Genomic DNA, 21,519 nt, shown 5'->3' on the forward strand with positions numbered 1-21,519 from the left:
GCAGGCGTGAACGCATGGTTTTACCTTTTTACCGCGTCAGTCCGTAGAGACAAGCTGTCCGGCCATGTCATTTTTGGAGCGAACATCGTGCCGATAAAGTATGTTGATTTTTATGAGGTGAATTACACGGCGGAACCCTTGCGGGGCTGCAAGCTATGGGGTGCCTATGTCGCCATCTATGCCCCGTCGCGCAACCCCATGCACCGGGTCAACCTGGTGAAAAAGCGCCGGGTGTCGGCCGACCACCAGTTTACAACGGAAGCGGACGCCGTGGCGGAAGCGGGCGAGGTGGCCGTCAAGCTGGTCGAGCGGCGCCAGCGCCGCTATGTCTTCCACCCCTGAAGCTCGCGTGGCTTGTTTCGGCGCAAGTTATTGCGAATGAGCACACGTAGCCGGTGCAGGCGCGCCGGCGCAGTTGCCCGTATCATGCGAACTATTGCCACGCCAGAGGACCGCCATGAAACGCCAGTTGCACCTGCTCGTCATCGATCCGCAAAACGATTTTTGCGACTTGCCCGCCGCATGGCTGCCGCCAGACGCCGCACCGGCGCTGGCCGTGCCCGGCGCCCACCAGGATATGCTGCGCGTGGCGCAACTGATCCGCGAAGGGGGCGGCGGTTTGACGCAGATCAGCATCACGCTCGATGCGCACCACCGTTACGACATCGCCCACCCCGCCTTCTGGCGCACGGGCGATGGCGGCGCCGTGCCGCCATTTACGCAGATCAGCGCGCAGCAGGTACGCGACCGCCTGTTCCTGCCCGCCGCCAGCGGCGCCTTGCCGCGCGCGCTGGCTTATCTGGATGCCTTGCAGCAAGCGGGGCGCTATCAATTGATGGTGTGGCCCGTGCATTGCGAGATCGGCAGCTGGGGGCAGAATGTCCACGCGGCCGTGCGCGCCGCCTACAACGCGTGGGAAGTGGAGCGGCTGCAAGTGGTGGCCAAGCTGAGCAAGGGTTCGAATCCATGGACCGAGCATTACTCGGCCGTCATGGCGGAAGTGCCCGATCCGCAGGATGCGGCCACCCAGCTCAACCGCGCCTTCCTCGATACCTTGCTGCCGGCGCAGCAGATTTATGTCACCGGCGAAGCGGGCAGCCATTGCGTGAAAGCCAGCACCGAGCACATCGCCGATTACCTGCAAGCGCAGCAGGGACCGCAGGCCCTGTCGCGCCTGGTGTTGCTGACGGACTGCATGAGCCCCGTCACTGGCTTCGAAGCGCAGCAGCGCGACTTCCTGGCCGCCATGCATGCGCGCGGCGCGCGGCTGGCCACGTCCGCCGACGTCTTGCCCGAACTGCAGGCGAACGCGCCGGCCTGAGCCATTGTCGATTGTGTCCTGCTGAAATGCTTGCAGTGGCGTACTATTCTGGCTTCAGGAAGTTGGAGAAAACACACATGACCCCGATAGTGCGCAGTTTGCTGGAAACCGATCTGTATAAATTTACAATGTGGCAAGCATTGCTGCACGGTCATCCGAATACCCATACCGAATACGAATTTGTCTGCCGCAACGCCACGGCCTTTCCCCTGGCCGAACTGAAGGGCGAGCTGGAAGAGCAGCTCGACCATTTATGCTCGATGTCGTTTGCCGACGACGAGCTGGCCTATTTGCGCACCCTGCGCTTCATGAAGAGCGATTTCGTCGACTTTTTGACGGTGTTCCGCTTCCAGCGCAAGTTCATCGAAGTGAGCACGGATGGCGACACCTTGCTCGTGCACGCGGCCGGGCCGCAAGTGCACGTGATGGGCTTCGAGATTTTCGTGCTGTACATCATCAACGAACTGTATTTCCGCCGTTTCGACCTGGATGCGGCCATGCGCGAAGGGCGCCACCGCCTGGGCTTGAAAGTGGCGGCCGTGAAGGAATTCGGCAAGCTGCCAAGGCGCAAGCATCCATTCGAGTTTTCCGACTTCGGCGTGCGCCGGCGCTTTTCCGGTGCCTGGCATGACGAGGTGGTGCAGCGCCTGGCGCGCGAGGTGCCCGAGTATTTCAAGGGCACGTCGAATGTCTACCTGGCGAAAAAGCTAGGCATCGTGCCGATCGGCACCATGGCCCATGAATACATGCAATCGTTCCAGTCGTTCGGTGTGCGCCTGCGCGACTTTCAAAAGGCGGCACTGGAAGACTGGGTGCAGGAATACCGGGGCGACCTGGGTATTGCCCTGACGGACGTGGTGGGAATGGACGCCTTCCTGGCCGACTTCGACCTGTATTTCGCCAAGCTGTTCGACGGCTTGCGCCACGATTCGGGCGACCCCGTCGAGTGGGGCGAGAAGGCGCTGGCCCACTATGCGGCCCTGCGCATCGACGCCAATACCAAGCGCCTCGTATTTTCCGACGGCCTGGACCTGGACAAGGCGTTTGCCCTGTACCAGCACTTCGCCGACCGCATCATGACGGGCTTTGGCATCGGCACCAATCTCACCAACGACGTCGGTTTGACGCCGCTCAACATCGTCATGAAACTGGTGCGCTGCAATGGCCAGTCCGTGGCGAAATTGTCGGATTCGCCGGGCAAGACCCTGTGCAAGGATGAAACTTTCCTCGCCTACTTGCGGCAAGTGTTTCACCACCCTGCCGTTTAAGGCGCCGGCACGGACATTGACAGCCCGTGCCGCCTGCCGATATTAAAACCCGGTCACCACCGTGTTCATGTGCTCGACCTGGGGCGGGGCGGCAAAGAATTCGCCCACCAGGCCGCGCCATGCCTGGAAGTCGTCGCTGCCGCGGAAATGCACGGTATGGTCTTCCAGGGTCGTCCAGCCCACGACGAGGCGGTAGGCGTCGCCGTTTTCGATCGAGCGCTCCAGGCGCATCGACTCGCAGCCGCGCGCGCGCTGGAACAGGGGGATGGCTTTCGTCACGGCCGCTTCGAAGGCAGCGTGCGTGGCCGATTTGATCTGGATGTGGGCAATTTCAAAAATCATGGCAAGTTCCACTGAGGAATGAAGGAAGCTTGATCTTGCCATAATTTGGCCGCGCGGGGGGAGAGCGCCTCAGCCAGCGAGCGTAGCGACGCCTGCGCGCCGCCCGCCCGCGTGGCTGGCCGTGCGCTGGTCGATATCGCAGCCGTGATGCGCCTGCACGATGGCGTGCGCCCGTTCCCGTTCCTGCGCATTGCCGATGGCCACGACGAGGCGGAACATGCCGCGCCACGCGGCCTTGCCCTGTATGGGGACGGTGGGGACGGCCTCGTCGTCGACCGTGTCGAGCTGCACGGCGTGCGCGGGGAAACCATCGTCGAGCAGGGCGCTGCGGGCCTGCTGCGCATCGGCAAAATGGTCGAAGATACGGATCAGGGCAGGCGCAGCAAGGGGGATGGCGGCGGTGTGCATGGCCAGGCTTTCGAGTGGGGGCGTCCGAGTTTGACCTGCCAGCCTGTAAAAAATTCTGCCTCAGCCTGTAAAATCCTCGATCAAGGCGCAAAAGTTTGATAAATATCCAGTATGGTTGCCAAGTCGCGCTAAGATACGCCTTGCGGTGTGTCCTGCAGGCAAGGATATGGGATCAATCTTTCATAGGAGAACTAAATGGCAGCGAAGAAAATTCTGTTTTTGACCGGCGATTTTGCAGAAGATTATGAGACGATGGTGCCGTTCCAGGCCCTGCTGATGCTCGGTCATACCGTGCATGCCGTGTGTCCCGGCAAGAAGAGCGGCGAGACGATCAAGACGGCCATCCACGATTTCGAGGGCGACCAGACCTACACGGAAAAGCCCGGTCATTTGTTCACCCTGAACGCCAGCTTCGACGACATCGACCCGGCCCACTATGACGCCGTGATGATCGCCGGCGGCCGCGCCCCCGAATACCTGCGCCTGAACGAGAAAGTCATCGCCGCCGTGCGCCATTTCGCCGACGCGGGCAAGCCTGTCGCGGCCGTCTGTCACGGTGCGCAATTGCTGGCCGCCGCCGACGTCATCCGCGGCAAGCGCATTTCCGCCTATCCCGCCTGCGCGCCGGAAGTGAAGCTGGCGGGCGGCACGTATGCCGACATCGCCGTCACGGACGCCGTCACGGATGGCCAGTTCGTCACGGCGCCCGCGTGGCCCGCGCATCCGGCCTGGCTGGCGCAGTTCGTCAAGCTGCTCGGTACCGAGATCCGTTTGTAACCTTTACCAGCCCGGCAAGCCGCAGCGCTTGCCGGGCGCACCACTTTTCAGATTCGAGTTCTTCATGCATGCGCCGCGCAGTCAATCTTCCCGCAAACAACTTCCAGCGTCGCGCTGGCGCCAGCGCCGCCTGGCGCAAGCCGAATCGGGCCTGAGCGCCGCGCAGGAACGCCAGCTGGCCACCCTGCACGAGATTTCCACCTTGCTGGCGGGACAGCACGCCATCGATGCGCTGTGCCGCGGCTTCCTGCGCCACGTGATGCAGTTCGCGCAGGCGGAAGGGGGCACCGTGCGCATCCTCGATCCGCAGCACGATACCGTGCACATCATCGTGCACGAGGGCATTTCCGATGCCATGGTGGAAGAGGAACACTGCATCCGCAACAACGATTGCCTGTGCGGCGCGGCCGTGGCGCAGGGCGTGATCCAGATCCGTGATTTCCGCCAGGTCGATGCCTTGCAGCGCTACCGTTGCCAGGATGAAGGATTTATCGCCATCGCCGTCTTTCCCATCCTCGCGCGCGACCAGGTGGTGGGCAGTTTTTCGCTGCACTTTGCGCGCCCGCAAGCCGTGCATGCGCAGCAACAGGGCTGGCTGGAAACGCTGGGCCAGAGCCTGGGCATCGCCATCGAAAACCAGCGCCTGATCGCGCGCGAAAAGGAATTCGCCGTGGCGCGCGAACGCAGCCTGCTGGCCGAAGGCTTGCATGACAGCATTGCGCAAAGCCTCAACTTCATCAGCCTGCAAGTGCAGATGCTCGACGATTCCGTGCGCCGGGGCCAGCTCGACGAAGCGGCCGAAGTGTTGCCGCTGATGCGCATGGGCGTCGAGCAAAGCTACCAGGACGTGCGCGAATTGCTGGTCAATTTCCGCACGCGCTGGCATGGCAGCGACCTGGAAAGCAAGCTGTCGGAAGTGCTGGCCAAGTTCGAGCTGCAGACGGGCGTCGTCGGCACCCTGGACATGAGCGGCAATGGCGCGCCGCTGGCGCCCGAGCAGCAGTTGCAGATCCTGTTCATCGTGCAGGAAGCGCTGTCGAATATCCGCAAGCACGCGCAAGCGAGCAACGTGGCGCTGCGCGTGGTCAACGGGCGCGATTTCGCGCTGCAGGTGCGCGACGATGGCGAAGGCTTCGCCGCCAACCTGCGCGACAAGAAAACGGAATTGCAGATCGGCTTGCGTATCATGCAGGAAAGAGCCGAGCGGCTCGGTGCGCAATTTGCCATCGACAGCACGCCCGGCGGCGGCACGACGATCTCGCTGGCCTTGCCGGCAGCCCGGCGCCAGGCCGCGTAACAGATGACTTATCCCTATCAGGCCACAAACATAGTGAACGCACCAATCAAAATCCTGCTGGTCGACGACCACACCTTGCTGCGCAGCGGCGTCAAGCTGCTGCTGCAGCGCAATCCTCAATTCCAGGTGGTGGGCGAGGCATCGAACGGGCTGGACGGCGTGCGCCTGACGGCCGAACTGCGGCCCGACGTGGTGCTGATGGACTTGAACATGCCCGGCGTGTCCGGCGTCGAGGCGCTGCAGCTGATCTTGCAGGACTTGCCGCAGATGGTCGTGCTGATGCTGACCGTGTCGGAAAACGCGGCCGACCTGGGCGCGGCCCTGCGCGCGGGCGCGCGCGGCTACCTGCTGAAAAATATCGAAGCCGAGCAGCTGGGCCAGGCCATTTGCCGCGCCGCCGCCGGCGAATCCGTGATCGCCGACGCCATGACGGCCAAGCTGGTGTCGCAGTTCCGCGCGGGGCAGAACGCGCCCCAGGCCGACTATGACAAACTGACGCCGCGCGAACGCGAAGCCATGGCATGCCTGGCGCAAGGATTGAGCAACAAGGAAATCGCGCGCCAGCTGGACGTGGCCGAAAGCACGGTGAAAATCCACGTGCAAAACATCCTCAAAAAGCTTAAGCTCAGCAGCCGCGTGCAGATCGCCGTGTATGCCGTCGAGCGCGAGTTGAGCAAATAAAGATCAAACAAAGTGCAAATAGTGCGCAAGGAATGCGCGATTGTTTGATCTGCATGGCGTTCCGGCCTAGACAACCCTAGTTCCTTTGACGTATGGCCTTGACCGTGCCTGCGCATTACACTCTTAGTCATTCGCTAATCTAATAAGAGAGTGTCATGCATAAGGTCAACGTCGATGGCTTGCTATCGAGCCAGGCTCTGTTTCGCCATATTTCCCCTTCGCAATTAGAGCAATTGCGCCAGGATGTCGTGCGCGTCGAAGTGGAAAAAGGCAAAGTGCTGTTCCGCAAGGGCGAAGTGGCGGAAGGCGCCTATGTGGTGGTCTTCGGCCTCGTCAAGCTGAGCGTGTTTTCCATGGAAGGTACCGACAAGGTACTGGAACTGATCCGCCCGGGCCAGAGTTTCGGCGAAGCCATGATTTTCCTCGATGAACCGTATCCGTTCTGCGCCGAAGCGCTCGAGCACTGCCTGCTGCTGCGCATTCCGCCGCACGCGCTGCTGCGCCTGCTGGACCAGTCGCCCCGTATCGCGCGCCAGATGATGAACAGCCTGTCGCATCACCTGATGGGTTTTATCCGCAACGTGGAGCGCTGCTCCGTGCAGAACGCCACCCAGCGCGTGGTCGAGTACCTGCTGCAAGCGTCGGATCAGCAGCGTTCGAACGAGGTCAAGCTGGACTTGAAGAAAAGTCTGCTGGCATCGTTCCTGAACCTGGCGCCCGCCACCCTGTCGCGCGTGCTGCACCAGTTGACGGACTTGCATTTGATTAAAGTCAGCGGTTCGCTGATCCAGATCCAGCCGGACGCCTTGAAGACGTATCGCCATGGTTCCGCCACGGCCATGCTGAACTAAGCTTTTTCAGCAGGCAAGGTCAGTCGCCAGAACAGCAGGGCGAGCAAGCTGACCGCCGCGCCCAGTGCGCATACCCCATGCCAGCCCGCCAGCGCATACACGCTGGTGGCGGCAATCGCACCGAGTCCGCTTCCCACCGCATAAAACAGCATGTAGCACGCCACCAGGCGGCTGTGCGCGTCGCTGTCCTGCCTGAAAATCAGGCTCTGGTTCGTCACGTGGATGGCCTGGCCTGCCAGGTCCAGCGCGATGATGCCGACGACCAGGGGCCACAGGGACGCGCCCGCAAAGCTGAGCGGCAACCACGCGGCCAGCAGCAGCAACAGGGCTGCGCCCGTCGTCCACTGCGCGCGGCCATTATCGGCCAGCGCCCCGGCGCGCGCCGCGCCCAGCGCCCCCACCACGCCCACGAGGCCAAATGCGCCGATGGCCGCATGGCTGTAGCCTTGCGCCGTCAAGGGCAGCACCAGGGCGCTCCAGAAAATATTGAACACGGCAAACATCAGCAGGGCCAGCGTGCCCCGCACGCGCAAGACTTTGTTGTGCATCAACATCCCCGCCATCGAGGCGAGCAGGGCGCCATACGCCAGTTGTCGGTTGGCCGGCTGCGCCGGCGGCAGCTTGCGCCACAGCAGCAACAGCAGGGCGCAGGCGATGGCCGCCGACACAAAGTACACGGCGCGCCAGTCGGCCACATCGGCCACCACGCCGGACAGGGTGCGCGCCAGCAGCAAGCCGATCACCACGCCGCCCTGCGCCATGCCGACCACGCGGCCCCTCTCGTGGCTGGCTGCCGCGCTGGCTGCATAGGCGATCAAACCCTGCGTCATAGCCGTGCCCAGCAGACCCACCAGCAGCATGCCGCCCAGCAAGGCGGCCGTGGAGCGGGCGCAGCCCAGCGCCGCCAGGGAGATGGCCAGCAAGCCCAGCTGGAACAGTGTCAGACGGCGCCGGTTCAGCATGTCGCCCAGGGGCACCAGCAGCAGCAGGGCCAGCGCGCAGCCGAGCTGCGTGGCCGTGATGACCATGCCGCTGGCCGCTTCCGTCATGCCGAATTCCTGCGCCAGGGTGGCGAGCAAGGGCTGGGCGTAATACACATTGGCCACGCTGAGGCCGGCCGCCGTGGCAAACAGCCAGACGAGGGAAGGGGGAAGTGCTGTCGTGATGGATGGGTTGGTATCGCGCATGGGTCTGTATGTAAGTGGTTTCAAATTAAAACCAGTTGGAGTCTACGCCGGGAAGTTTTAAAATGCAACCACTCAATCCTGGAGAATGCCCGTGGCCAAGCGCAAGAGCCTGAAAACCGACCCCTGTCCCGTGGCGCGCGCGCTCGATGCGATCGGCGAGCGCTGGTCGCTCCTGATCGTGCGCGACGCCTTCGACGGCATGCGCCGGTTCGGGGAGTTCCAGAAAAGCCTGGGCGTGGCGAAGAACATCCTGGCCGACCGCCTGCACACCCTGGTGGAAGAGGGCATCTTTACGGTCGCCCCCGCTTCGGACGGCACGGCCTACCAGGAATACGTGCTGACGCCCAAGGGGCTGGCGCTGTTTCCCGTCGTCGTCGGCTTGCGCCAGTGGAGCGAGGCGCAATTGTTCGCGGCGGGCGAGGCGCATTCGACCTTGCTGCAGCGCGCCTCAAGCTTGCCCGTGCGCAGGATGGACGTGCTGGCCGAGGATGGCCGCGTACTGCAGGCGGGCGATACCGTCGTGCACAAGGTGTCGCCACCATGACGCGGGTGGCCGTGCTGGGCGCCGGCATCACGGGCGTCACCACCGCTTACGCGCTGGCGAAACGGGGCGTGGACGTGACTCTGATCGAGCGCCACCGTTATGCCGCCATGGAAACGTCGTATGCGAACGGCGGGCAATTGTCGGCCTCGCATGCGGAAGTGTGGAACCACAAGGCAACGATTTTGAACGCCCTGAAATGGATGGCGCGGCGCGATGCGCCCCTGCTGCTGCATCCATGGCCCAGCTGGCACAAGCTGAGCTGGTTTGCGCAATTCCTTGCCGCCATGCCCGCCTACGAGCGCAACACCATCGCCACGGCGCGCCTGGCGATCGCCGCGCGCGCACACTTGTTTGCCTGGGCGCAAGAAGAGCATATTGATTTCGATCATCGCCGCGCCGGCATCCTGCACGTCTACCGGGACCAGCGCGGCTTCGAGCGGGCGGCCGGCGTGTCGCGCCTGCTGGCGCAGGGCGGACTGGAGCGGCGCGCCGTCACGCGGCAGGAAATGCGCGCCATCGAGCCGGCCTTGCAGGGCGACTTTTACGGCGGCTACTACACGGACAGCGATTCCACGGGCGACATCCACAAATTCACCAGCGGCCTGGCAGACGCCTGCCTGCGCCTGGGCGTGGCGTGCCGCTACGGCGCGCAGGTCACCGCGCTGGCGCGCGAACACGGCAAGGTGCGCATTGGCGTGGGAGACGGCGCGGGCGAGGACAGCACCCTGTTCGACGCCGTCGTCATCTGCGCGGGCACGGCCAGCCGCGCCATGGCGTCAATGCTGGGCGACCACGTGAATGTGTATCCCGTGAAAGGCTATTCGATTACGGTGCAGCTCGACGACGCAGCCAGCCGCGCGGCGGCGCCGAAGGTCAGCCTGCTCGACGACGCGACCAAGCTGGTCAGCAGCCGCCTGGGCGAAGACCGGCTCAGAGTGGCGGGCACGGCGGAGTTCAATGGCTTCAATGACGACATCCGCGCCGACCGCATCCGCCCGCTGGTGCGCTGGGTGGAGCAGTGTTTTCCCGGCGTCAATACGCGCAAGGTGATCCCGTGGGCGGGCTTGCGCCCCATGCTGCCCGACATGCTGCCGAAAGTGGGGCCGGGCAAGGCGCCGGGCGTGTATTACAACACGGGCCACGGCCACCTGGGCTGGACCCTGGCGGCCGCCACGGCGGAGATGGTGGCAGAGGTGCTGCTTAGTTCTTCGGCAGCAAATCGCTGAGCGCGGCGCGGCCCTTGACGGTGAGGAAGGGGCCGACCTTGCTGTAGGGCAGTAAAAAGTCGTTTTCGCAGCCGCTGCCGTTCGAGTCTTCCCAGAAGGACACGCCTTCCGGCTTCAGGGACAGGTGGAAGCGGCCGCGGCCGTCGTAATCCGTGCCCTTGCATTCGGCATCGATTTTCACGTCCTTGAACAGGGCCTGGCGCAAGCGGTCCGGCAATTCGGCCTTGTCGTCGCCATCGCTGGCGCTGGCGCCAAACCAGTTCCACACGTCCGTTTCCTGGCCCGTTTTGACGTCCCAGGTACGGAATTTGATGGAGATGCCGCTGGCGCCATAGCCTGCCGCCCAGCGGTAGAACTTGACCGTCACCCAGCGCGGCGACCAGTAGGTCGGCTCCGCATACACTTCGTCTTCCGTCGTGAACCCGTTGCGGCCCAGGTATTCGCGCCGCGTGGCATAGAAGTCGGCCAGGTCTTTTTTATTTTTTGCCAGCACGGCGCGCAACTGCGCATTGATTTTTGTCACGCCATCGCCGGGCGCGATCAATTCCACGGTGATGGTGTCGCCCACTTGCAGGTTGCGGTATTGCCTGCCTTCGAAGGCGATCGGCTTGCTCGTCTTGGTATTGGGAAAATCTTCCAGCGCCAGGTTGTAGGCATCGCTGGCGCAGGATGGGTGCTCGCGGTCGCCCGCCGCTTCCAGCAGGGTCAGGGCCAGGGGCAGGGTCTTGCCGCTTTTCGGGTCCGCCCAGGTGCCGGTGACTTTGCCATCTTGCGGCGCATTCAAGGACCAGGTGCCCGTCGTGTCGCCCTTGGCGTCGAGTTCCTGCCACAGCGTCTTGCCGTTCGGCTTGGCCAGCATGATCGGCGTCTTGTAGCGCGTGTAGTAATAGTTGCCGCTGCGGTCAGACCCTTGCGTGGGGCTGGGCTGGTTGAAGCAAGCCACGATATTGGCCTTGCCCACGGTGCCCTGCCACACCCCTTGCACGGGCGGCTCGGCCGCCATGGCGGCATGCAGGGCGGGCAGGGTCAGGCAAGCAAACAGAAAGCGGCGCATCGGTTGTTCCTCTCGTGGGCGAAGGCCGATTCTACATGGCCCCGCCCACGAGATGCCACACGTCAACTTATTTGGCGGGACGCTCCTGCGCCACCACGGCCATCGCCGCGCCCAGGTATTGCAGCATGGCCCCGTCGACGAAGCTGCCTTCCATCAGACGCGGTTCCTGCTGGTGCGCCTGGCGGAATTTCAGCTGCGTGGCCGGGTTCGTGCCCGCATACGAGCGGAACAGTTCCAGCCACTGCCGCGCCAGCTGCAGCACGGCCGGGTCGGTGGGCGGCGTGCGCGCATCCATGGCGGCGCGCACGGCGGCGATCAGGGCCGGCCACTCGCCCGAACGCCTGCCGTAGTTGGCGAGTAGATACGCATATTCCTGCTTATCGAGGAAAGGTCGATACAGCGCAATGCGCGAGGCATTGAAGGCGGCGATGATGAATTGCATCACGTCCGCATCGACGCTGGTCGTCGCTTGCATCGATGGTTCCTGTTCGTGCATGCTGTTCAGGCGCGCGAACAGGCCCGGGTGGGCGCCCGTGTCGCGCACCAGCTTGACCATCCATTCCGTGGCCAGCGCTTGTGCTTGCGCATCGCCGGGGCCGGCGCCCGCCTCCTTGACGGCGCGCACCCTCGCTACCAGTGCTTTCCATTCCTGTTCCACGGCGCTATCTGTCAGCAGCGGCAGCTGTTGCAGTTCTTCGGGACTAAAGTATTTATCGTACATGGTCATTAACTCCATAGTGGTAAGCCACTCGGCCAGTTCCGGCGCCTGCCCCTGCGCCAGTTGCGCCTGCAGGCTGCGCAGGCGTTCGCGCAAGGTGGAAGCTTGCGCGATCTGGCGTTCCAGCATGGCGATCTGCTGCGCCACGATGGAATGCAAGGGCAGGGCCGGGCCGGCGAGGGCGTTGGCGATATCGGCCAGCGACAACCCGAACTTGCGCAGCGCCATGATCCGGTGCAGCCGGTCCATGTCGCTGTGCTGGTACAGGCGGTAGCCGGCTTGCGTGCGCGCCGAGGGCGAGAGCAGACCGATGCTGTCGTAGTGGTGCAGGGTGCGGATGCTCAAGCCTGTCATCTTGGCCAGTTCACCGATTTTCAACAGCATGGGGTACTCCTTTCCGGGTGCGTGCAAGCAGAATCGCACCTGACGTAACGTCAGGGTCAAGCGGAATTTTCAACTGAATTAACTGAATCAACTGATCGTCAGCCGCTGCCGCAGTTCCTGCAGCAGGGTGCCTGTTTTCGGCGTCAGCTGGCGCGCCAGCGGCCACGCCAGGTACAGGGGCAAGCCTTGCGTGGCCAGTGCCGGCAGCACCGCCACGATGGCGCCCGTGGCCAGGTGCTCGTGCACCAGCCACGTGGCCAGCTGCGCCACGCCCAGGCCGGCCAGTACGGCGGCCGTGCGCGCTTCCGCGTCGCCCACCGTCATGCGGGGAGATGCCAGGCGGTGCTCGACCTGCCCGCCCGTGGCGACGTCAGGAAAGACCCACGGCATGGGCGAACCGTCGCCGCGCCCGTAGGCGATGCAGTTGTGGCCATCCAGATCCGCGATGGACGCGGGCGTGCCGCGCCGCACCAGGTAGCTGGGCGCGGCGCACAGGATCAGTTGTTCGTCGCCCAGGTGCATCTGGCCCAGCGCGGCCGGCCAGTGCGAGGGGGCGCCGATGCGCACGGCGATGTCGATGCGCTCCTCGAACAGGTCGACGAAGCGGTCGCTGAAGGCGATCGACGGCTGCAAGCGCGGATACTGCGCGCACAGTTCCAGCAGCGCCGGCATCACGCGCAGGCGCCCGTACGAGGCGGGCACGCCGATGCGCACCTGGCCCGCCAGCTCCGTCGCGTGTTCGGCCAGCACGTCTTCCGCATCCATCAGTTCCTGCAGCACGCGCTTGCAGGTGGCGTAGTAGGCGCGGCCCGCGTCGCTCAGTTTCAGCCGGCGCGTGCTGCGCTCGAACAGCAGCACGCCCAGCCGTTCTTCCAGCCGCGCCACGCTCTTGCTGACGGCCGAGCTGCTCAGGTGCAGGCGCTCGGCCGCCCTGGTAAAACTGCCCGCGTCGGCCGTGGCGAGAAATGGCGTGAGGCCCTTGAGATGTTCCGATGAAAACATGATCCGCGAATTTTATTCATGAATAGGGTGAAATAGTATCGTGGATAAGAATTGATGTCGCGGATATGATGTTTTTTTCTTTCGGAGGCTTTCTCTCATGCAAAAACACGCTCTCATCATCGGCGCCAGCGGCATCATCGGCAGCAACCTGGCCACGCACTTGCTGGCGCAGGGCTGGCAGGTGACGGGCGTCTCGCGCGGCCGCACGCCCGTGCCGGCAGGCTGCACTTCCCTGCAATTGGATGCCACGGATGGCGCGGCCGTCAGCGCCGCCCTGGCGGGCCTGGACGCCAGCCACGTCTTTTTCACGGCCTGGGCACGCCAGGCAAACGAGCAGGAAAACATCCGCGTCAATGGCGCCATGGTGGCCAATGTGCTGGCCGCGCTGGGACCGGCCGGCCACTTGCGCCATGCGGCGCTGGTCACTGGCCTCAAGCATTATCTGGGACCGTTCGACGCGTATGGCAAGGGCAGCGTGCCCGTCACGCCATTTCGCGAAGAGCAGGGCCGGCAGGCGGTCGAGAATTTCTACTATGCTCAGGAAGACCGGCTGTTTGAAGCGGCCGCGCAGTACGGATTTACGTGGAGCGTGCACCGCCCGCACACCATCATCGGCTACGCGCTGGGCAATGCCATGAACATGGGCCTGACCCTGGCCGTGTATGCGAATTTGTGCAAGGCCGGCGGCCAGCCCTTCGTGTTTCCCGGTTCGCCCGCGCAATGGCACGGCTTGTCCGACATGACGGACGCGGGCCAGATCGCGCGCCACCTGGCGTGGGCGGCCGACAGCCCCGCCGCGCGCAACGAAGACTTCAATATCGTCAATGGCGACGTCTTCCGCTGGAAGTGGCTGTGGCCGCGCCTGGCCGCCTATTTCGGCGTCGCGGCGGCCGGTTTGCCCCAGGTGATGGCGCCGCTGGCCGGGCGCATGCAGGATGCCCCCGCCCAGTGGCGCGCCATCGCGCAGCAGCATGATCTGGCCGAGCTGGATGTCGGCCGCCTCGCTTCCTGGTGGCATACGGATGCCGACCTGGGCCGGCCGATGGAAGTGATGACGGACATGGGCAAGAGCCGCAAGGCCGGCTTCCCCGATTACCAGGATACGCAAGACGCCTTCTTCCAGCTGTTCGAGAAGTTGAAGGCGGAGCGCGTCATTCCGCGCTGACGGACTCCGCGGCAGCCGGTGGCGTGGCTGCCGCCGCTGCCGCCGCATTTGCCGCATTTGCCGCATTTGCCTTATGCTGCTGCGCCCGCTGCCATTCCAGGCCCGGGCGGTCGACGCGAAATTGCAGCAGCCGTCCCTGCACCACTTCCGTCACGTACGCCGTGCGGCCATCGGGGCCGCCGAAGGTGATGTTACTCGGCTTGGCGCCGGGCACGCTGATCTCGCGCAAGATGCGGCCCTGCGGCGACAATTTGACCACGCTGCCCTTGCCGTAGCGCGTCACGTACAGGTTGCCGTCGACGTCCACGCGCATGCCGTCCATGCCGAAATCGTCGAACTTGATCAGCAATCGCTTGCCGCTCAGGCTGCCGTCCGCGGCGATGTCATACATCCAGATATTGCGCTGCACGCTTTCATTCACATACAAGATCTTGCCGTCGGGGCTGACCTCGATGCCGTTGGCCGTGCCCATGGTGTCGAGCGCCAGGGTCACCGTGCCGTCCTGCGCGATGCGCCACACGCGGCCCGTGTTTTCCTTCCAGTTCGGGTCGCTCGCATACAGCACGTCGTCGGCCGTGATGGCGATGTCGTTCGGCTGCGTCATGCGCGGTTCGCGCGCGTGGATGGCGAGCGCGCGCGTGGCCGGGTCGACCAGGTAAATCGTGTGTTCCATGTAGTCGGCCAAATACATCTGCCCACGGCTGCCGAAGCGGATGCCGTTGGCGATGCTGGTGCCAGGCAGGGTCAGGTACACCTCGCCCATGCCGCCCGGGCTGACCTTGCCGATGGTTTGCTGGCGCGCAAAGTTGACGGCATAGATATTGCCATCCGCATCCACGGCCGGGCCTTCGATGCCCTTGGTGAAGGAGTGCGCGGGCGTGAGGGTGGTGGCGAGGAACAGCGTTTCGTGCGCAGGCGGGCTGGCGCAGGCGGACAGGTTGGCCAGCGCGGCGGCCAGCACGGCCGTGCGCAGCGACGGCAGGGCGTATCGGGAATGGGGCATCGGGTGTTCTCTGTATGGCAAAGGTGGCGTATGTTACCCGACGCGCGCCGACGCAGGCGCCGGGCTAGGCTGCCACCTAGGCCGCCACCACGACGAGGTCGGGGAAGTCGTCCTGCCAGCCGTCCCATTCGTCTTGCAGATGGGCGTGCATGCCGGCCCGGTCTTGCGCCTGATCAAAGGTGTCGGCGCTGGCCAGCAGAAAATGGGCGATGGCACGCAGGGTGGCCGGGTCGGCCTGGATGGTCACGTCGGAGCAGGGCAGGGGGCGCTCGGCGGCGGCGTCCTGCAGATAGCAGTGCAGCGATAAATGTGTGCTCATGGGTGTCGGTGGCTGATATAGGCGCCCAGCATGGCGTGTGCGTTCAGCGCGGTGCGGGCGGCGTCCAGTTCCTCGGGCGGCAGGTACCAGAAAGTCAAGCCGGCATGCTCTTCGCAGCGGCCATACGCCTGCATCGCGTCGCGCAGCGCTTGCCGGCGCTCGGGCGGCAGCGCATCCAGTCTGGCTTGCGTGAAACCATTGATCGGATATACATCGCGCAGGTGCGAATCTAGCAGCCCGCGCCGCTTGATGGCAGCCCAGTTATTTGCGGGGCAAGGAGTGCCAAAGGTCATCGGATGGGCTTCATCGATCTGCCGGTAGCCGAGTGCGTAGCCGGTGCCATAGCCCTGCGTTTCAGCGTAGCAGTACACATATTCGCAATGCGCAAACAGGCCGGGTATGGCCCGGGCACCGTCGAACAACGGCATCAGCGCAAGCTTGCTGGCGCGTATGGACAGAACCAGCTCCGAGCCCGATGAATACATGGCCTGCGCGTCGCAGTTGACGGCCTCGTCAGCTTCGTCGGGCGGCACGAGACGCGGCGAAAGCAGTCCGATGCCGTCGGTCTCTGGCGCGAACAGCATCTTCTCGTAATTTCGCTGTGAGAACTTGACGATCTTGCCGCGCTTGTTGCCGTAGCGCTCGACGGGTTCGCCGATGTGCGCGAACCAGGCGAACAGCTGCGCGCTGGCCGCGGCGGCAATGAAGGGGGTATTTTTCTTGAATTCGCCTACCAGGAAGTGATATTGGTCCATGTGTCGCCAGAGTGAATGGGTAACGCGCATGATGCCATGTGCGGGAGCGTGCGGCTAGCGCGCACGCGAGGAATGGCGCAGGTCTGGATGCACGGTAACGTAGCAGGACGGGTGGAATGGAAAAAGATGCGCGACAGGACGGCGCAATGGCCGGGTTGAGGCGTATGATGGAAATACGGATGTGGTTGCCGCAATGCAGTGCGACCGGCATGGGCCGCACGTCTTGCAGGTTTTTTTCGTGGTTTTGGCAGTACTGACAACGAGGAGACATCATGGACAAACCCGAATTCATCCTGGCCGCCAAGGCCATGGAAACCCTTGAGATGTATCAAACGTTTTACGGGCACTCCAGCGAATATCAGGCGCACCAGCAGGAAGTGCTGAAACTGCTGCGCCACAAGGGTGCCTCCCTGCTGGTGTCGGACCATGGCCCGGCGAAGTTCCTGCTGGCGTTTGCCGATGCGCTGGAGGTGGCCAGCTTGCCGGGGGAATACGTGCCGTTGAGCCGGCGGTAGGGCGGGCGCTGCCTGTCAGCCGCGCGTGTCGTTGAGAAAAGAGCGAGCACCATGGCGCAGCAGGCAAAGTGATTCTTCATCCATGCTCCCTGGCAAGTGCAGTGGTAATTTTTTTGTATCTTGTTTGTGACGATGTGTGAGTATGTTGCTGCCTATTTGGTGCACACTTTGCGGCATGTCAATCCGGGAGTGTCGCCATGATCAGGTCACGCAGCTTGCCGCCACGCTTGTTGGGAGCAGGTTTCCGTGGTTTTTCCTTACTGCCGCTGGCCATCTCATTTGTCGTGCTGGTGTGCCTGTCGCTCCTGGCGATCCAGTTCTGGATGACCTTGCGCGCACGGGAAGTACAGCTGAGTGAGGCGGCCCGCGAAAGCGCCAATCTGGCGCAATCTGTTGCGCAGCATGCCTATGACACCATCAAGGAAGCCGATACGGTGCTGGTCGGACTGGTGGAGCGGGTGGAAACAGACGGTGTTTCCGATAGCGAATTGGCCCGTGTGCACAAATTGCTGGTCGCCCGTGTCGCCGAGCTGCGCCAGTTGCACGGCATCTTCATCTATGCGAGGGATGGTAGCTGGCTCGTGAATTCGCAGAAAACGCTGTTGAGCAATCTGAATAATTCTGATCGGGATTATTTCAACTACCATCGAACGCATGAGGACCGGGGGCCCTATGTCGGACCTCCCGTGCGCAGCAAATCAACGGGGCAATGGATAGTCACGGTATCGCGGCGAATCAATATGCCCGACGGAAGTTTCGGCGGCGTGGCGCTGGCGACCATCGACATGAATTATTTCAGGCTGTTTTATGAACGTTTTTCGATAGGGGAAAAAGGCGCCATTTTCATTGCGAATGGAAAAGGCATTCTTTTATTGCGGAGGCCTTTCGATGAAAGCCTGTTGGGGCGCGATATTTCGCAATTCCCCGTGTTCCACGATTATTTGCCCAAAAGTCCCGTTGGCACGGCCGTGATCAAGTCGGGCGTCGATGGCGTGACGCGTATCAATAGCTATCGAAGGGTCGAGGAATATCCGTTGGTGGTCTCTGCCGCACTGTCACAGGATGAAGTCCTCGCTTCGTGGCGTCTCGACACGATTTTACAGAACGCGGTGGGTGGCGTGCTGGTGCTGCTGATTGCCTTCATCGGATACCGCGTGGTGCGGCAAATCGATTTGCGGGTCAAGAGCGAGGCTGGATTGCTCGAGGCGCGCAATGAGCTGGAATTGATCAATGAAACCCTGGCCCGCCTTGCCAACCAGGATGGCTTGACGGGGCTGGCGAACCGGCGCCACTTCGACCAGTCGCTGCTTGCCGAGTTCAGCCGTGCGCAGCGTGAAGACGGCTCGCTTGCGCTGGTGTTGATCGATGTCGACTTCTTCAAGCAATACAACGATATCTATGGCCATGTGGCCGGCGACGAGTGCCTGAGAAAAATCGGCAAAGTGGTCGGCTACAGCATGCGCAGGCCGGGCGACCTGGCGGCACGCTATGGTGGCGAGGAAATGGTCATTTTATTGCCTGGAACGGATTTGCCGGGCGCCCTGGCGGTGGCGGAAGGTGTTCGCCAGGCAGCGCAATCGCTGGGCGTCGAACATCGGGGCAATCCCCTGGGCGTGGTGACGGTCAGCGTCGGCGTGGCGGCTTTCATGCCGACGCACCTGGAAAACCAGGCAGTCGAACTGGTTGAACTCGCTGATACGGCACTGTACAAGGCCAAGGCATCCGGCAGAAATCAAGTCTGTTATGCCTCGCCTTGCGAACCGGCCGAGCAGGACGCGACTGCTTTTGCGTTTCGATAGCGATTGCTGACGGCGGAGGAGGGCGCGTGCGCAAGCCTTGTCCATGTACAATCGGCAACATCCGGATCGACGTATCCGCCCCTTCACTGCGGAGTACGCCTGAGCGTGACACAAACATTGCAAACCTGGCTGCTGGCCTGGCGGGAAGCCTTCACGTGCATCGGCCTGGGAGTGCGCGATGCGCGTCATGCGGGGCTGTGGTGGCGCTCCGCGCTGTGGTGCATGGCGGTCGTGGCGCTATGGCTGGGACTGTATGGCTGCTTCGGCCGTTTTTTTGTCGAGCTGAGCGCCATGCTGGCGCTGGTGTCGGTTACCGGCTTGCTGGGCCTGGGCGTGATGGATGGCGTCGGGACACTGGCCAACGGGCCTGCCACGCTCTCGCAGATGGGCAATATCGCCGGCGGCCTGGGCAGCGCCGCCAAGGCCCTGCTGTCGGTCGGCCAGATCGCCCTGGCCTTGCTGGCGCTGGCCACCTTGTTCTATGTCATGGTCTTTATCGTCGGCGCCATCGGCACGGCGCGTTTGCCGTTGCGCTGGTTGTTGCTGGAACGGGCCAAGGCTGTGGCGGCACGCCGCTATGCCCCGTGGCAAGCGCCGGCCGGCCTGGAGCTGCCCGCCCCGCGCCCCGTCTGGCGGCGCCTGTTGCTGCTGCTTTCCCTGCTGATTCCCGTGTGGGCCATGGGCGTGCTGGTCTCGTACCTGCTGGCCTGGAATGTCCGGATGATCTACGGCGCGGCGGCCGAAGACGTGCTCGGCGCAGAACAGCAAGCGGCGTTGCGCCGCGCGCAGCGCCCGGCGATTGCTGCCCTGGGTCTGCTGCTGTGCTTGCTGATGCTGATACCGGTGCTCAATTTACTGGTGCCAGCCTTGCTGTGCAGCAGCGTTTGCCATTTGCAGCGCCGCGGCTGGCGCATAACGGGGTCAGCAAGCAACGTGGAGTGAACTAGGAGTAAACATGAGTGAACACGCAAGACGCGGCACCCTGGAACGCGCGATTGAAATCGCCGCCGCCACCCATGCCGGCCAGACGGACAAGGGCGGCGCGCCATACATACTCCACCCCTTGCGCGTCATGCTGCGCGTCGCCCCTGGCGCCCAGCAAATTGTCGCCGTACTGCATGATGTAGTGGAAGACAGCGATGGAAAAATCACCTTCGACGACCTGGCGCGCGAAGGATTTTCCCGGTAAATCATCGACGGTGTGCGCGCCGTGACCAGGATCGAGGGCGAGTCGTACGACGATTTCATCGCCCGCGCGGCGTTGAATCCGGTCGGCAAGGCCGTCAAGCTGGCTGATTTGGCTGAGAACAGCGATTTGTCGAGGATAGATATACCGACGCAGAAGGATTTGGAGCGGGTGGAGAAGTACCGGAGGGCGATGGGGTATTTGCTGGCGGAGGTTCTTTAGTCTCAACGTGGCACTGCGCGATCTTGCGCTGGTTCAATGTCGTGGCTGTAATTAGCGATAACGCCATTAACGTACAGGGATTTGATCCTTCGCAATGCTCAGAAGATGTATAACGGCAAAAATTGTCGAGCGTGCAGATTTCTTTGCGTGGCGCGAGGACTCCTGCCAGGGACGTCGGTGCGTAACATCTGCATCAAGATGTGCAGCGAGCACTGTTTGTTGCCATGGTTTGAACTGAGCGCTGGGATGTTACATTCAGGAGCACGCATGCTGGAATTGCAGCCAAGGGATGCACGCGGCTACTTTAATCTTCCGCAAAGACCGGAAGGCGCGGGATATTACACCTATGGCACACCGCCCAATGGTGCCGGACAATATGCCCATCCCAAGTTACTTTCGCTACTATTTTTGGTCGAGCATCAATGGCAAGGTATCGATAGCCGGAAAATTGGTTTTGGAAATATCAGCCTGGCTGATGGCGTTGTTTACCATGACCATGCGAGCCATCGAAGCGGAAAAGACGTCGACGTCCGATTGTTTCGCAAAGATAAAATGGAGCGCGCGGTGACAAGGTTTGACACGCAATATGATCGCGATGCAACGGCGCAGCTAATCCGCATATTTTTTGAATTCAGCTTTGTCCAAGTTATTTATTTTAATGACCCTACTATCCCCCGGATAAGACCACTCATACATCACGACGACCATTTTCACATCACGATTAAATAGCGGGACGGATGACATGAAACGCCTTCTCGCTGTTTTTCCGCTCCTTGTCGTTGCTATGGCCATGGCTCAGTCCGCTCCCAAATGGTTATTTTCTTACCAGTCATTCAAAGGCCGCTATGCCATCTATAGCGGAGGCCTGAGCGATCCGCAACCGTCGACCGGTAAAGACAAGCGCATTGCATTCTGGATCGATGGCAAGGCGGCAAAGCAGCTATTCGATGCGATGGGGCCGGACTTGCGTAACGCGTGCGGTGTGGATGGCGAATATCGCCTGCGCCAGCGGGCGGAAGTGCGTTGCTCCTACCATCCCCGTGACGGCCATCATTGCGACTTCGGTTTTGACCTTCTGAGCGGACGCAGTATCGGCGGCTCCGTATGCTGAGGCGCGCCAGCCAGCTATTCGTCGCGCTACTGTGCTTGCTGTTGGCGCACCAGGCCCGGGCCATATGGGAATTCGTGCAAAAGGATGTTTCAGGGGCGTACGCGATCTATGGCGCATATCTCGACGATGCCGTGGCACCGGTTGCGGGCGATACCAAAGTTGCGTTTCGTTTGACGGGAGCCGCTGCAAAGGACATGTTTGACGCCATCGGGCCGGATATGCGCGATGGCTGCCCCGACCCGCAAATACGCATTCGCAATCGTGACATGCTGCTGTGCCGGCATCGTCCGAAAGATGGCTATCGCTGTGATTTTGGTTTCGATTTGTCGACGGGCTTGAGTATCGGGGGAGCGGTGGGTGGGGCGGTGTGTGGGGAGTAATGGG

At 62.7% G+C, this 21,519-nt stretch carries 27 protein-coding genes; 18 read left to right on the forward strand and 9 right to left on the reverse strand.

Annotated features, from left to right (window positions below):
• The first annotated feature begins 87 nt into the window (after positions 1–87).
• From O3299_RS26640 to pncB, 3 genes are all read left to right on the forward strand, one after another.
• The gene (locus O3299_RS26640; protein ID WP_099665176.1) at positions 88–342 is read left to right on the forward strand and encodes a hypothetical protein; all 255 of its coding nucleotides are present in this window, start codon (positions 88–90) and stop codon (positions 340–342) included.
• A 115-nt stretch (positions 343–457) separates the two neighbouring features.
• Positions 458–1,321, forward strand: coding sequence for a cysteine hydrolase (locus O3299_RS26645; protein WP_305063566.1), 864 nt, complete (start codon positions 458–460; stop codon positions 1,319–1,321).
• Between the two features lie 77 nt (positions 1,322–1,398).
• Positions 1,399–2,589 (forward strand): nicotinate phosphoribosyltransferase, encoded by a 1,191-nt coding sequence (gene pncB, locus O3299_RS26650; RefSeq protein WP_099665174.1) that lies wholly within the window; start codon positions 1,399–1,401, stop codon positions 2,587–2,589.
• A gap of 42 nt (positions 2,590–2,631) precedes the next feature.
• Here the strand turns inward: pncB and O3299_RS26655 are convergent, their stop codons facing one another.
• Complete coding sequence (locus O3299_RS26655; RefSeq protein ID WP_034781921.1) at positions 2,632–2,931, reverse strand: antibiotic biosynthesis monooxygenase; 300 nt, start codon at positions 2,929–2,931, stop codon at positions 2,632–2,634.
• 69 nt (positions 2,932–3,000) lie between these two features.
• Positions 3,001–3,339, reverse strand: a complete 339-nt coding sequence (locus O3299_RS26660; RefSeq protein WP_305063567.1) for a hypothetical protein — start codon at positions 3,337–3,339, stop codon at positions 3,001–3,003.
• Positions 3,340–3,534: 195 nt separating this feature from the next.
• Between O3299_RS26660 and O3299_RS26665 the strand changes: the two genes are divergently transcribed.
• From O3299_RS26665 to O3299_RS26680, 4 genes are all read left to right on the forward strand, one after another.
• Positions 3,535–4,116 carry a DJ-1/PfpI family protein gene (locus tag O3299_RS26665; protein ID WP_099665171.1) on the forward strand — a complete coding sequence of 194 codons (582 nt, stop codon included), beginning with the start codon at positions 3,535–3,537 and terminating at the stop codon, positions 4,114–4,116.
• A 64-nt stretch (positions 4,117–4,180) separates the two neighbouring features.
• Entirely contained in the window at positions 4,181–5,413 is a 1,233-nt protein-coding gene (locus tag O3299_RS26670; protein ID WP_099665170.1) for a GAF domain-containing protein, read from the forward strand.
• Positions 5,414–5,416: 3 nt separating this feature from the next.
• Complete coding sequence (locus tag O3299_RS26675; protein WP_170846465.1) at positions 5,417–6,094, forward strand: response regulator; 678 nt, start codon at positions 5,417–5,419, stop codon at positions 6,092–6,094.
• Positions 6,095–6,249: 155 nt separating this feature from the next.
• Positions 6,250–6,945: a Crp/Fnr family transcriptional regulator gene (locus O3299_RS26680; RefSeq protein WP_034759676.1), complete on the forward strand. Its 696-nt coding sequence runs from the start codon at positions 6,250–6,252 to the stop codon at positions 6,943–6,945.
• Here the strand turns inward: O3299_RS26680 and O3299_RS26685 are convergent.
• Entirely contained in the window at positions 6,942–8,132 is a 1,191-nt protein-coding gene (locus O3299_RS26685) for an MFS transporter (protein ID WP_305063568.1), read from the reverse strand. The genes O3299_RS26680 and O3299_RS26685 overlap by 4 nt on opposite strands.
• A 91-nt stretch (positions 8,133–8,223) precedes the next feature.
• Between O3299_RS26685 and O3299_RS26690 the strand changes: the two genes are divergently transcribed.
• Together O3299_RS26690 and O3299_RS26695 are read left to right on the forward strand one after the other, a co-directional pair.
• Positions 8,224–8,676 (forward strand): helix-turn-helix domain-containing protein, encoded by a 453-nt coding sequence (locus O3299_RS26690; RefSeq protein WP_305063569.1) that lies wholly within the window; start codon positions 8,224–8,226, stop codon positions 8,674–8,676.
• The gene (locus O3299_RS26695; RefSeq protein ID WP_305063570.1) at positions 8,673–9,902 is read left to right on the forward strand and encodes a D-amino acid dehydrogenase; all 1,230 of its coding nucleotides are present in this window, start codon (positions 8,673–8,675) and stop codon (positions 9,900–9,902) included. The genes O3299_RS26690 and O3299_RS26695 overlap by 4 nt, the downstream gene beginning before the upstream one ends.
• Here the strand turns inward: O3299_RS26695 and O3299_RS26700 are convergent.
• The 3 genes from O3299_RS26700 to O3299_RS26710 all read right to left on the reverse strand — a co-directional run bounded on the left by O3299_RS26700 (position 9,877) and on the right by O3299_RS26710 (position 13,060).
• Positions 9,877–10,956 carry a hypothetical protein gene (locus O3299_RS26700; RefSeq protein ID WP_305063571.1) on the reverse strand — a complete coding sequence of 360 codons (1,080 nt, stop codon included), beginning with the start codon at positions 10,954–10,956 and terminating at the stop codon, positions 9,877–9,879. The two genes, O3299_RS26695 and O3299_RS26700, sit on opposite strands and share 26 nt — an antisense overlap.
• Before the next feature lie 67 nt (positions 10,957–11,023).
• On the reverse strand, positions 11,024–12,058 hold the full coding sequence (locus tag O3299_RS26705) for a MerR family transcriptional regulator (RefSeq protein WP_305063572.1): 1,035 nt from the start codon (positions 12,056–12,058) through the stop codon (positions 11,024–11,026).
• An 87-nt stretch (positions 12,059–12,145) separates the two neighbouring features.
• Positions 12,146–13,060: a LysR family transcriptional regulator gene (locus O3299_RS26710; RefSeq protein WP_305063573.1), complete on the reverse strand. Its 915-nt coding sequence runs from the start codon at positions 13,058–13,060 to the stop codon at positions 12,146–12,148.
• Between the two features lie 97 nt (positions 13,061–13,157).
• On the opposite strand from O3299_RS26710, the gene O3299_RS26715 reads away from it, so the two are divergent.
• The gene (locus tag O3299_RS26715) at positions 13,158–14,225 is read left to right on the forward strand and encodes an SDR family oxidoreductase (RefSeq protein WP_305063574.1); all 1,068 of its coding nucleotides are present in this window, start codon (positions 13,158–13,160) and stop codon (positions 14,223–14,225) included.
• Here O3299_RS26715 and O3299_RS26720 read toward each other — a convergent pair.
• The 3 genes from O3299_RS26720 to O3299_RS26730 all read right to left on the reverse strand — a co-directional run bounded on the left by O3299_RS26720 (position 14,212) and on the right by O3299_RS26730 (position 16,302).
• Positions 14,212–15,228 (reverse strand): SMP-30/gluconolactonase/LRE family protein, encoded by a 1,017-nt coding sequence (locus tag O3299_RS26720; RefSeq protein WP_305063575.1) that lies wholly within the window; start codon positions 15,226–15,228, stop codon positions 14,212–14,214. The two genes, O3299_RS26715 and O3299_RS26720, sit on opposite strands and share 14 nt — an antisense overlap.
• Before the next feature lie 76 nt (positions 15,229–15,304).
• On the reverse strand, positions 15,305–15,547 hold the full coding sequence (locus tag O3299_RS26725; protein ID WP_305054418.1) for a hypothetical protein: 243 nt from the start codon (positions 15,545–15,547) through the stop codon (positions 15,305–15,307).
• Positions 15,544–16,302 (reverse strand): hypothetical protein, encoded by a 759-nt coding sequence (locus tag O3299_RS26730; protein ID WP_305063576.1) that lies wholly within the window; start codon positions 16,300–16,302, stop codon positions 15,544–15,546. Before O3299_RS26730 ends, O3299_RS26725 begins: the two co-directional genes overlap by 4 nt.
• Before the next feature lie 272 nt (positions 16,303–16,574).
• Between O3299_RS26730 and O3299_RS26735 the strand changes: the two genes are divergently transcribed.
• The 8 genes from O3299_RS26735 to O3299_RS26770 all read left to right on the forward strand — a co-directional run bounded on the left by O3299_RS26735 (position 16,575) and on the right by O3299_RS26770 (position 21,515).
• On the forward strand, positions 16,575–16,817 hold the full coding sequence (locus O3299_RS26735; RefSeq protein ID WP_099665161.1) for a hypothetical protein: 243 nt from the start codon (positions 16,575–16,577) through the stop codon (positions 16,815–16,817).
• Between the two features lie 197 nt (positions 16,818–17,014).
• Entirely contained in the window at positions 17,015–18,616 is a 1,602-nt protein-coding gene (locus O3299_RS26740; RefSeq protein WP_305063577.1) for a sensor domain-containing diguanylate cyclase, read from the forward strand.
• Between the two features lie 105 nt (positions 18,617–18,721).
• Positions 18,722–19,558 carry a hypothetical protein gene (locus tag O3299_RS26745; RefSeq protein WP_305063578.1) on the forward strand — a complete coding sequence of 279 codons (837 nt, stop codon included), beginning with the start codon at positions 18,722–18,724 and terminating at the stop codon, positions 19,556–19,558.
• A 13-nt stretch (positions 19,559–19,571) separates the two neighbouring features.
• A complete protein-coding gene (locus O3299_RS26750; protein ID WP_305063579.1) occupies positions 19,572–19,805 on the forward strand; it encodes a hypothetical protein in 234 nt (77 codons plus the stop codon).
• Between the two features lie 21 nt (positions 19,806–19,826).
• Positions 19,827–20,024, forward strand: a complete 198-nt coding sequence (locus O3299_RS26755; RefSeq protein ID WP_305063580.1) for a hypothetical protein — start codon at positions 19,827–19,829, stop codon at positions 20,022–20,024.
• Positions 20,025–20,291: 267 nt separating this feature from the next.
• Positions 20,292–20,753, forward strand: a complete 462-nt coding sequence (locus tag O3299_RS26760) for a penicillin-insensitive murein endopeptidase (protein ID WP_289906220.1) — start codon at positions 20,292–20,294, stop codon at positions 20,751–20,753.
• Positions 20,754–20,766: 13 nt separating this feature from the next.
• A complete protein-coding gene (locus O3299_RS26765; RefSeq protein ID WP_305063581.1) occupies positions 20,767–21,135 on the forward strand; it encodes a hypothetical protein in 369 nt (122 codons plus the stop codon).
• Entirely contained in the window at positions 21,129–21,515 is a 387-nt protein-coding gene (locus tag O3299_RS26770; protein WP_305063582.1) for a hypothetical protein, read from the forward strand. The genes O3299_RS26765 and O3299_RS26770 overlap by 7 nt, the downstream gene beginning before the upstream one ends.
• The last annotated feature ends 4 nt before the right edge of the window (positions 21,516–21,519 follow it).

The organism is Janthinobacterium sp. SUN176 (assembly GCF_030587335.1).
Classification (GTDB): domain Bacteria; phylum Pseudomonadota; class Gammaproteobacteria; order Burkholderiales; family Burkholderiaceae_D; genus Janthinobacterium; species Janthinobacterium kumbetense.

Excerpts from the sequence above, each read along its gene's own strand:
- O3299_RS26645 (WP_305063566.1), top strand. The coding sequence starts at position 458 with ATGAAACGCCAGTTGCACCTGCTCGTCATCGATCCGCAAAACGATTTT.
- pncB (WP_099665174.1), top strand. The coding sequence starts at position 1,399 with ATGACCCCGATAGTGCGCAGTTTGCTGGAAACCGATCTGTATAAATTT.
- O3299_RS26655 (WP_034781921.1), bottom strand. The coding sequence starts at position 2,931 with ATGATTTTTGAAATTGCCCACATCCAGATCAAATCGGCCACGCACGCT.
- O3299_RS26660 (WP_305063567.1), bottom strand. The coding sequence starts at position 3,339 with ATGCACACCGCCGCCATCCCCCTTGCTGCGCCTGCCCTGATCCGTATC.
- O3299_RS26665 (WP_099665171.1), top strand. The coding sequence starts at position 3,535 with ATGGCAGCGAAGAAAATTCTGTTTTTGACCGGCGATTTTGCAGAAGAT.
- O3299_RS26670 (WP_099665170.1), top strand. The coding sequence starts at position 4,181 with ATGCATGCGCCGCGCAGTCAATCTTCCCGCAAACAACTTCCAGCGTCG.
- O3299_RS26675 (WP_170846465.1), top strand. The coding sequence starts at position 5,417 with ATGACTTATCCCTATCAGGCCACAAACATAGTGAACGCACCAATCAAA.
- O3299_RS26680 (WP_034759676.1), top strand. The coding sequence starts at position 6,250 with ATGCATAAGGTCAACGTCGATGGCTTGCTATCGAGCCAGGCTCTGTTT.
- O3299_RS26685 (WP_305063568.1), bottom strand. The coding sequence starts at position 8,132 with ATGCGCGATACCAACCCATCCATCACGACAGCACTTCCCCCTTCCCTC.
- O3299_RS26695 (WP_305063570.1), top strand. The coding sequence starts at position 8,673 with ATGACGCGGGTGGCCGTGCTGGGCGCCGGCATCACGGGCGTCACCACC.
- O3299_RS26700 (WP_305063571.1), bottom strand. The coding sequence starts at position 10,956 with ATGCGCCGCTTTCTGTTTGCTTGCCTGACCCTGCCCGCCCTGCATGCC.
- O3299_RS26705 (WP_305063572.1), bottom strand. The coding sequence starts at position 12,058 with ATGCTGTTGAAAATCGGTGAACTGGCCAAGATGACAGGCTTGAGCATC.
- O3299_RS26710 (WP_305063573.1), bottom strand. The coding sequence starts at position 13,060 with ATGTTTTCATCGGAACATCTCAAGGGCCTCACGCCATTTCTCGCCACG.
- O3299_RS26715 (WP_305063574.1), top strand. The coding sequence starts at position 13,158 with ATGCAAAAACACGCTCTCATCATCGGCGCCAGCGGCATCATCGGCAGC.
- O3299_RS26720 (WP_305063575.1), bottom strand. The coding sequence starts at position 15,228 with ATGCCCCATTCCCGATACGCCCTGCCGTCGCTGCGCACGGCCGTGCTG.
- O3299_RS26725 (WP_305054418.1), bottom strand. The coding sequence starts at position 15,547 with ATGAGCACACATTTATCGCTGCACTGCTATCTGCAGGACGCCGCCGCC.
- O3299_RS26730 (WP_305063576.1), bottom strand. The coding sequence starts at position 16,302 with ATGGACCAATATCACTTCCTGGTAGGCGAATTCAAGAAAAATACCCCC.
- O3299_RS26735 (WP_099665161.1), top strand. The coding sequence starts at position 16,575 with ATGGACAAACCCGAATTCATCCTGGCCGCCAAGGCCATGGAAACCCTT.
- O3299_RS26740 (WP_305063577.1), top strand. The coding sequence starts at position 17,015 with ATGATCAGGTCACGCAGCTTGCCGCCACGCTTGTTGGGAGCAGGTTTC.
- O3299_RS26750 (WP_305063579.1), top strand. The coding sequence starts at position 19,572 with ATGAGTGAACACGCAAGACGCGGCACCCTGGAACGCGCGATTGAAATC.
- O3299_RS26760 (WP_289906220.1), top strand. The coding sequence starts at position 20,292 with ATGCTGGAATTGCAGCCAAGGGATGCACGCGGCTACTTTAATCTTCCG.
- O3299_RS26765 (WP_305063581.1), top strand. The coding sequence starts at position 20,767 with ATGAAACGCCTTCTCGCTGTTTTTCCGCTCCTTGTCGTTGCTATGGCC.
- O3299_RS26770 (WP_305063582.1), top strand. The coding sequence starts at position 21,129 with ATGCTGAGGCGCGCCAGCCAGCTATTCGTCGCGCTACTGTGCTTGCTG.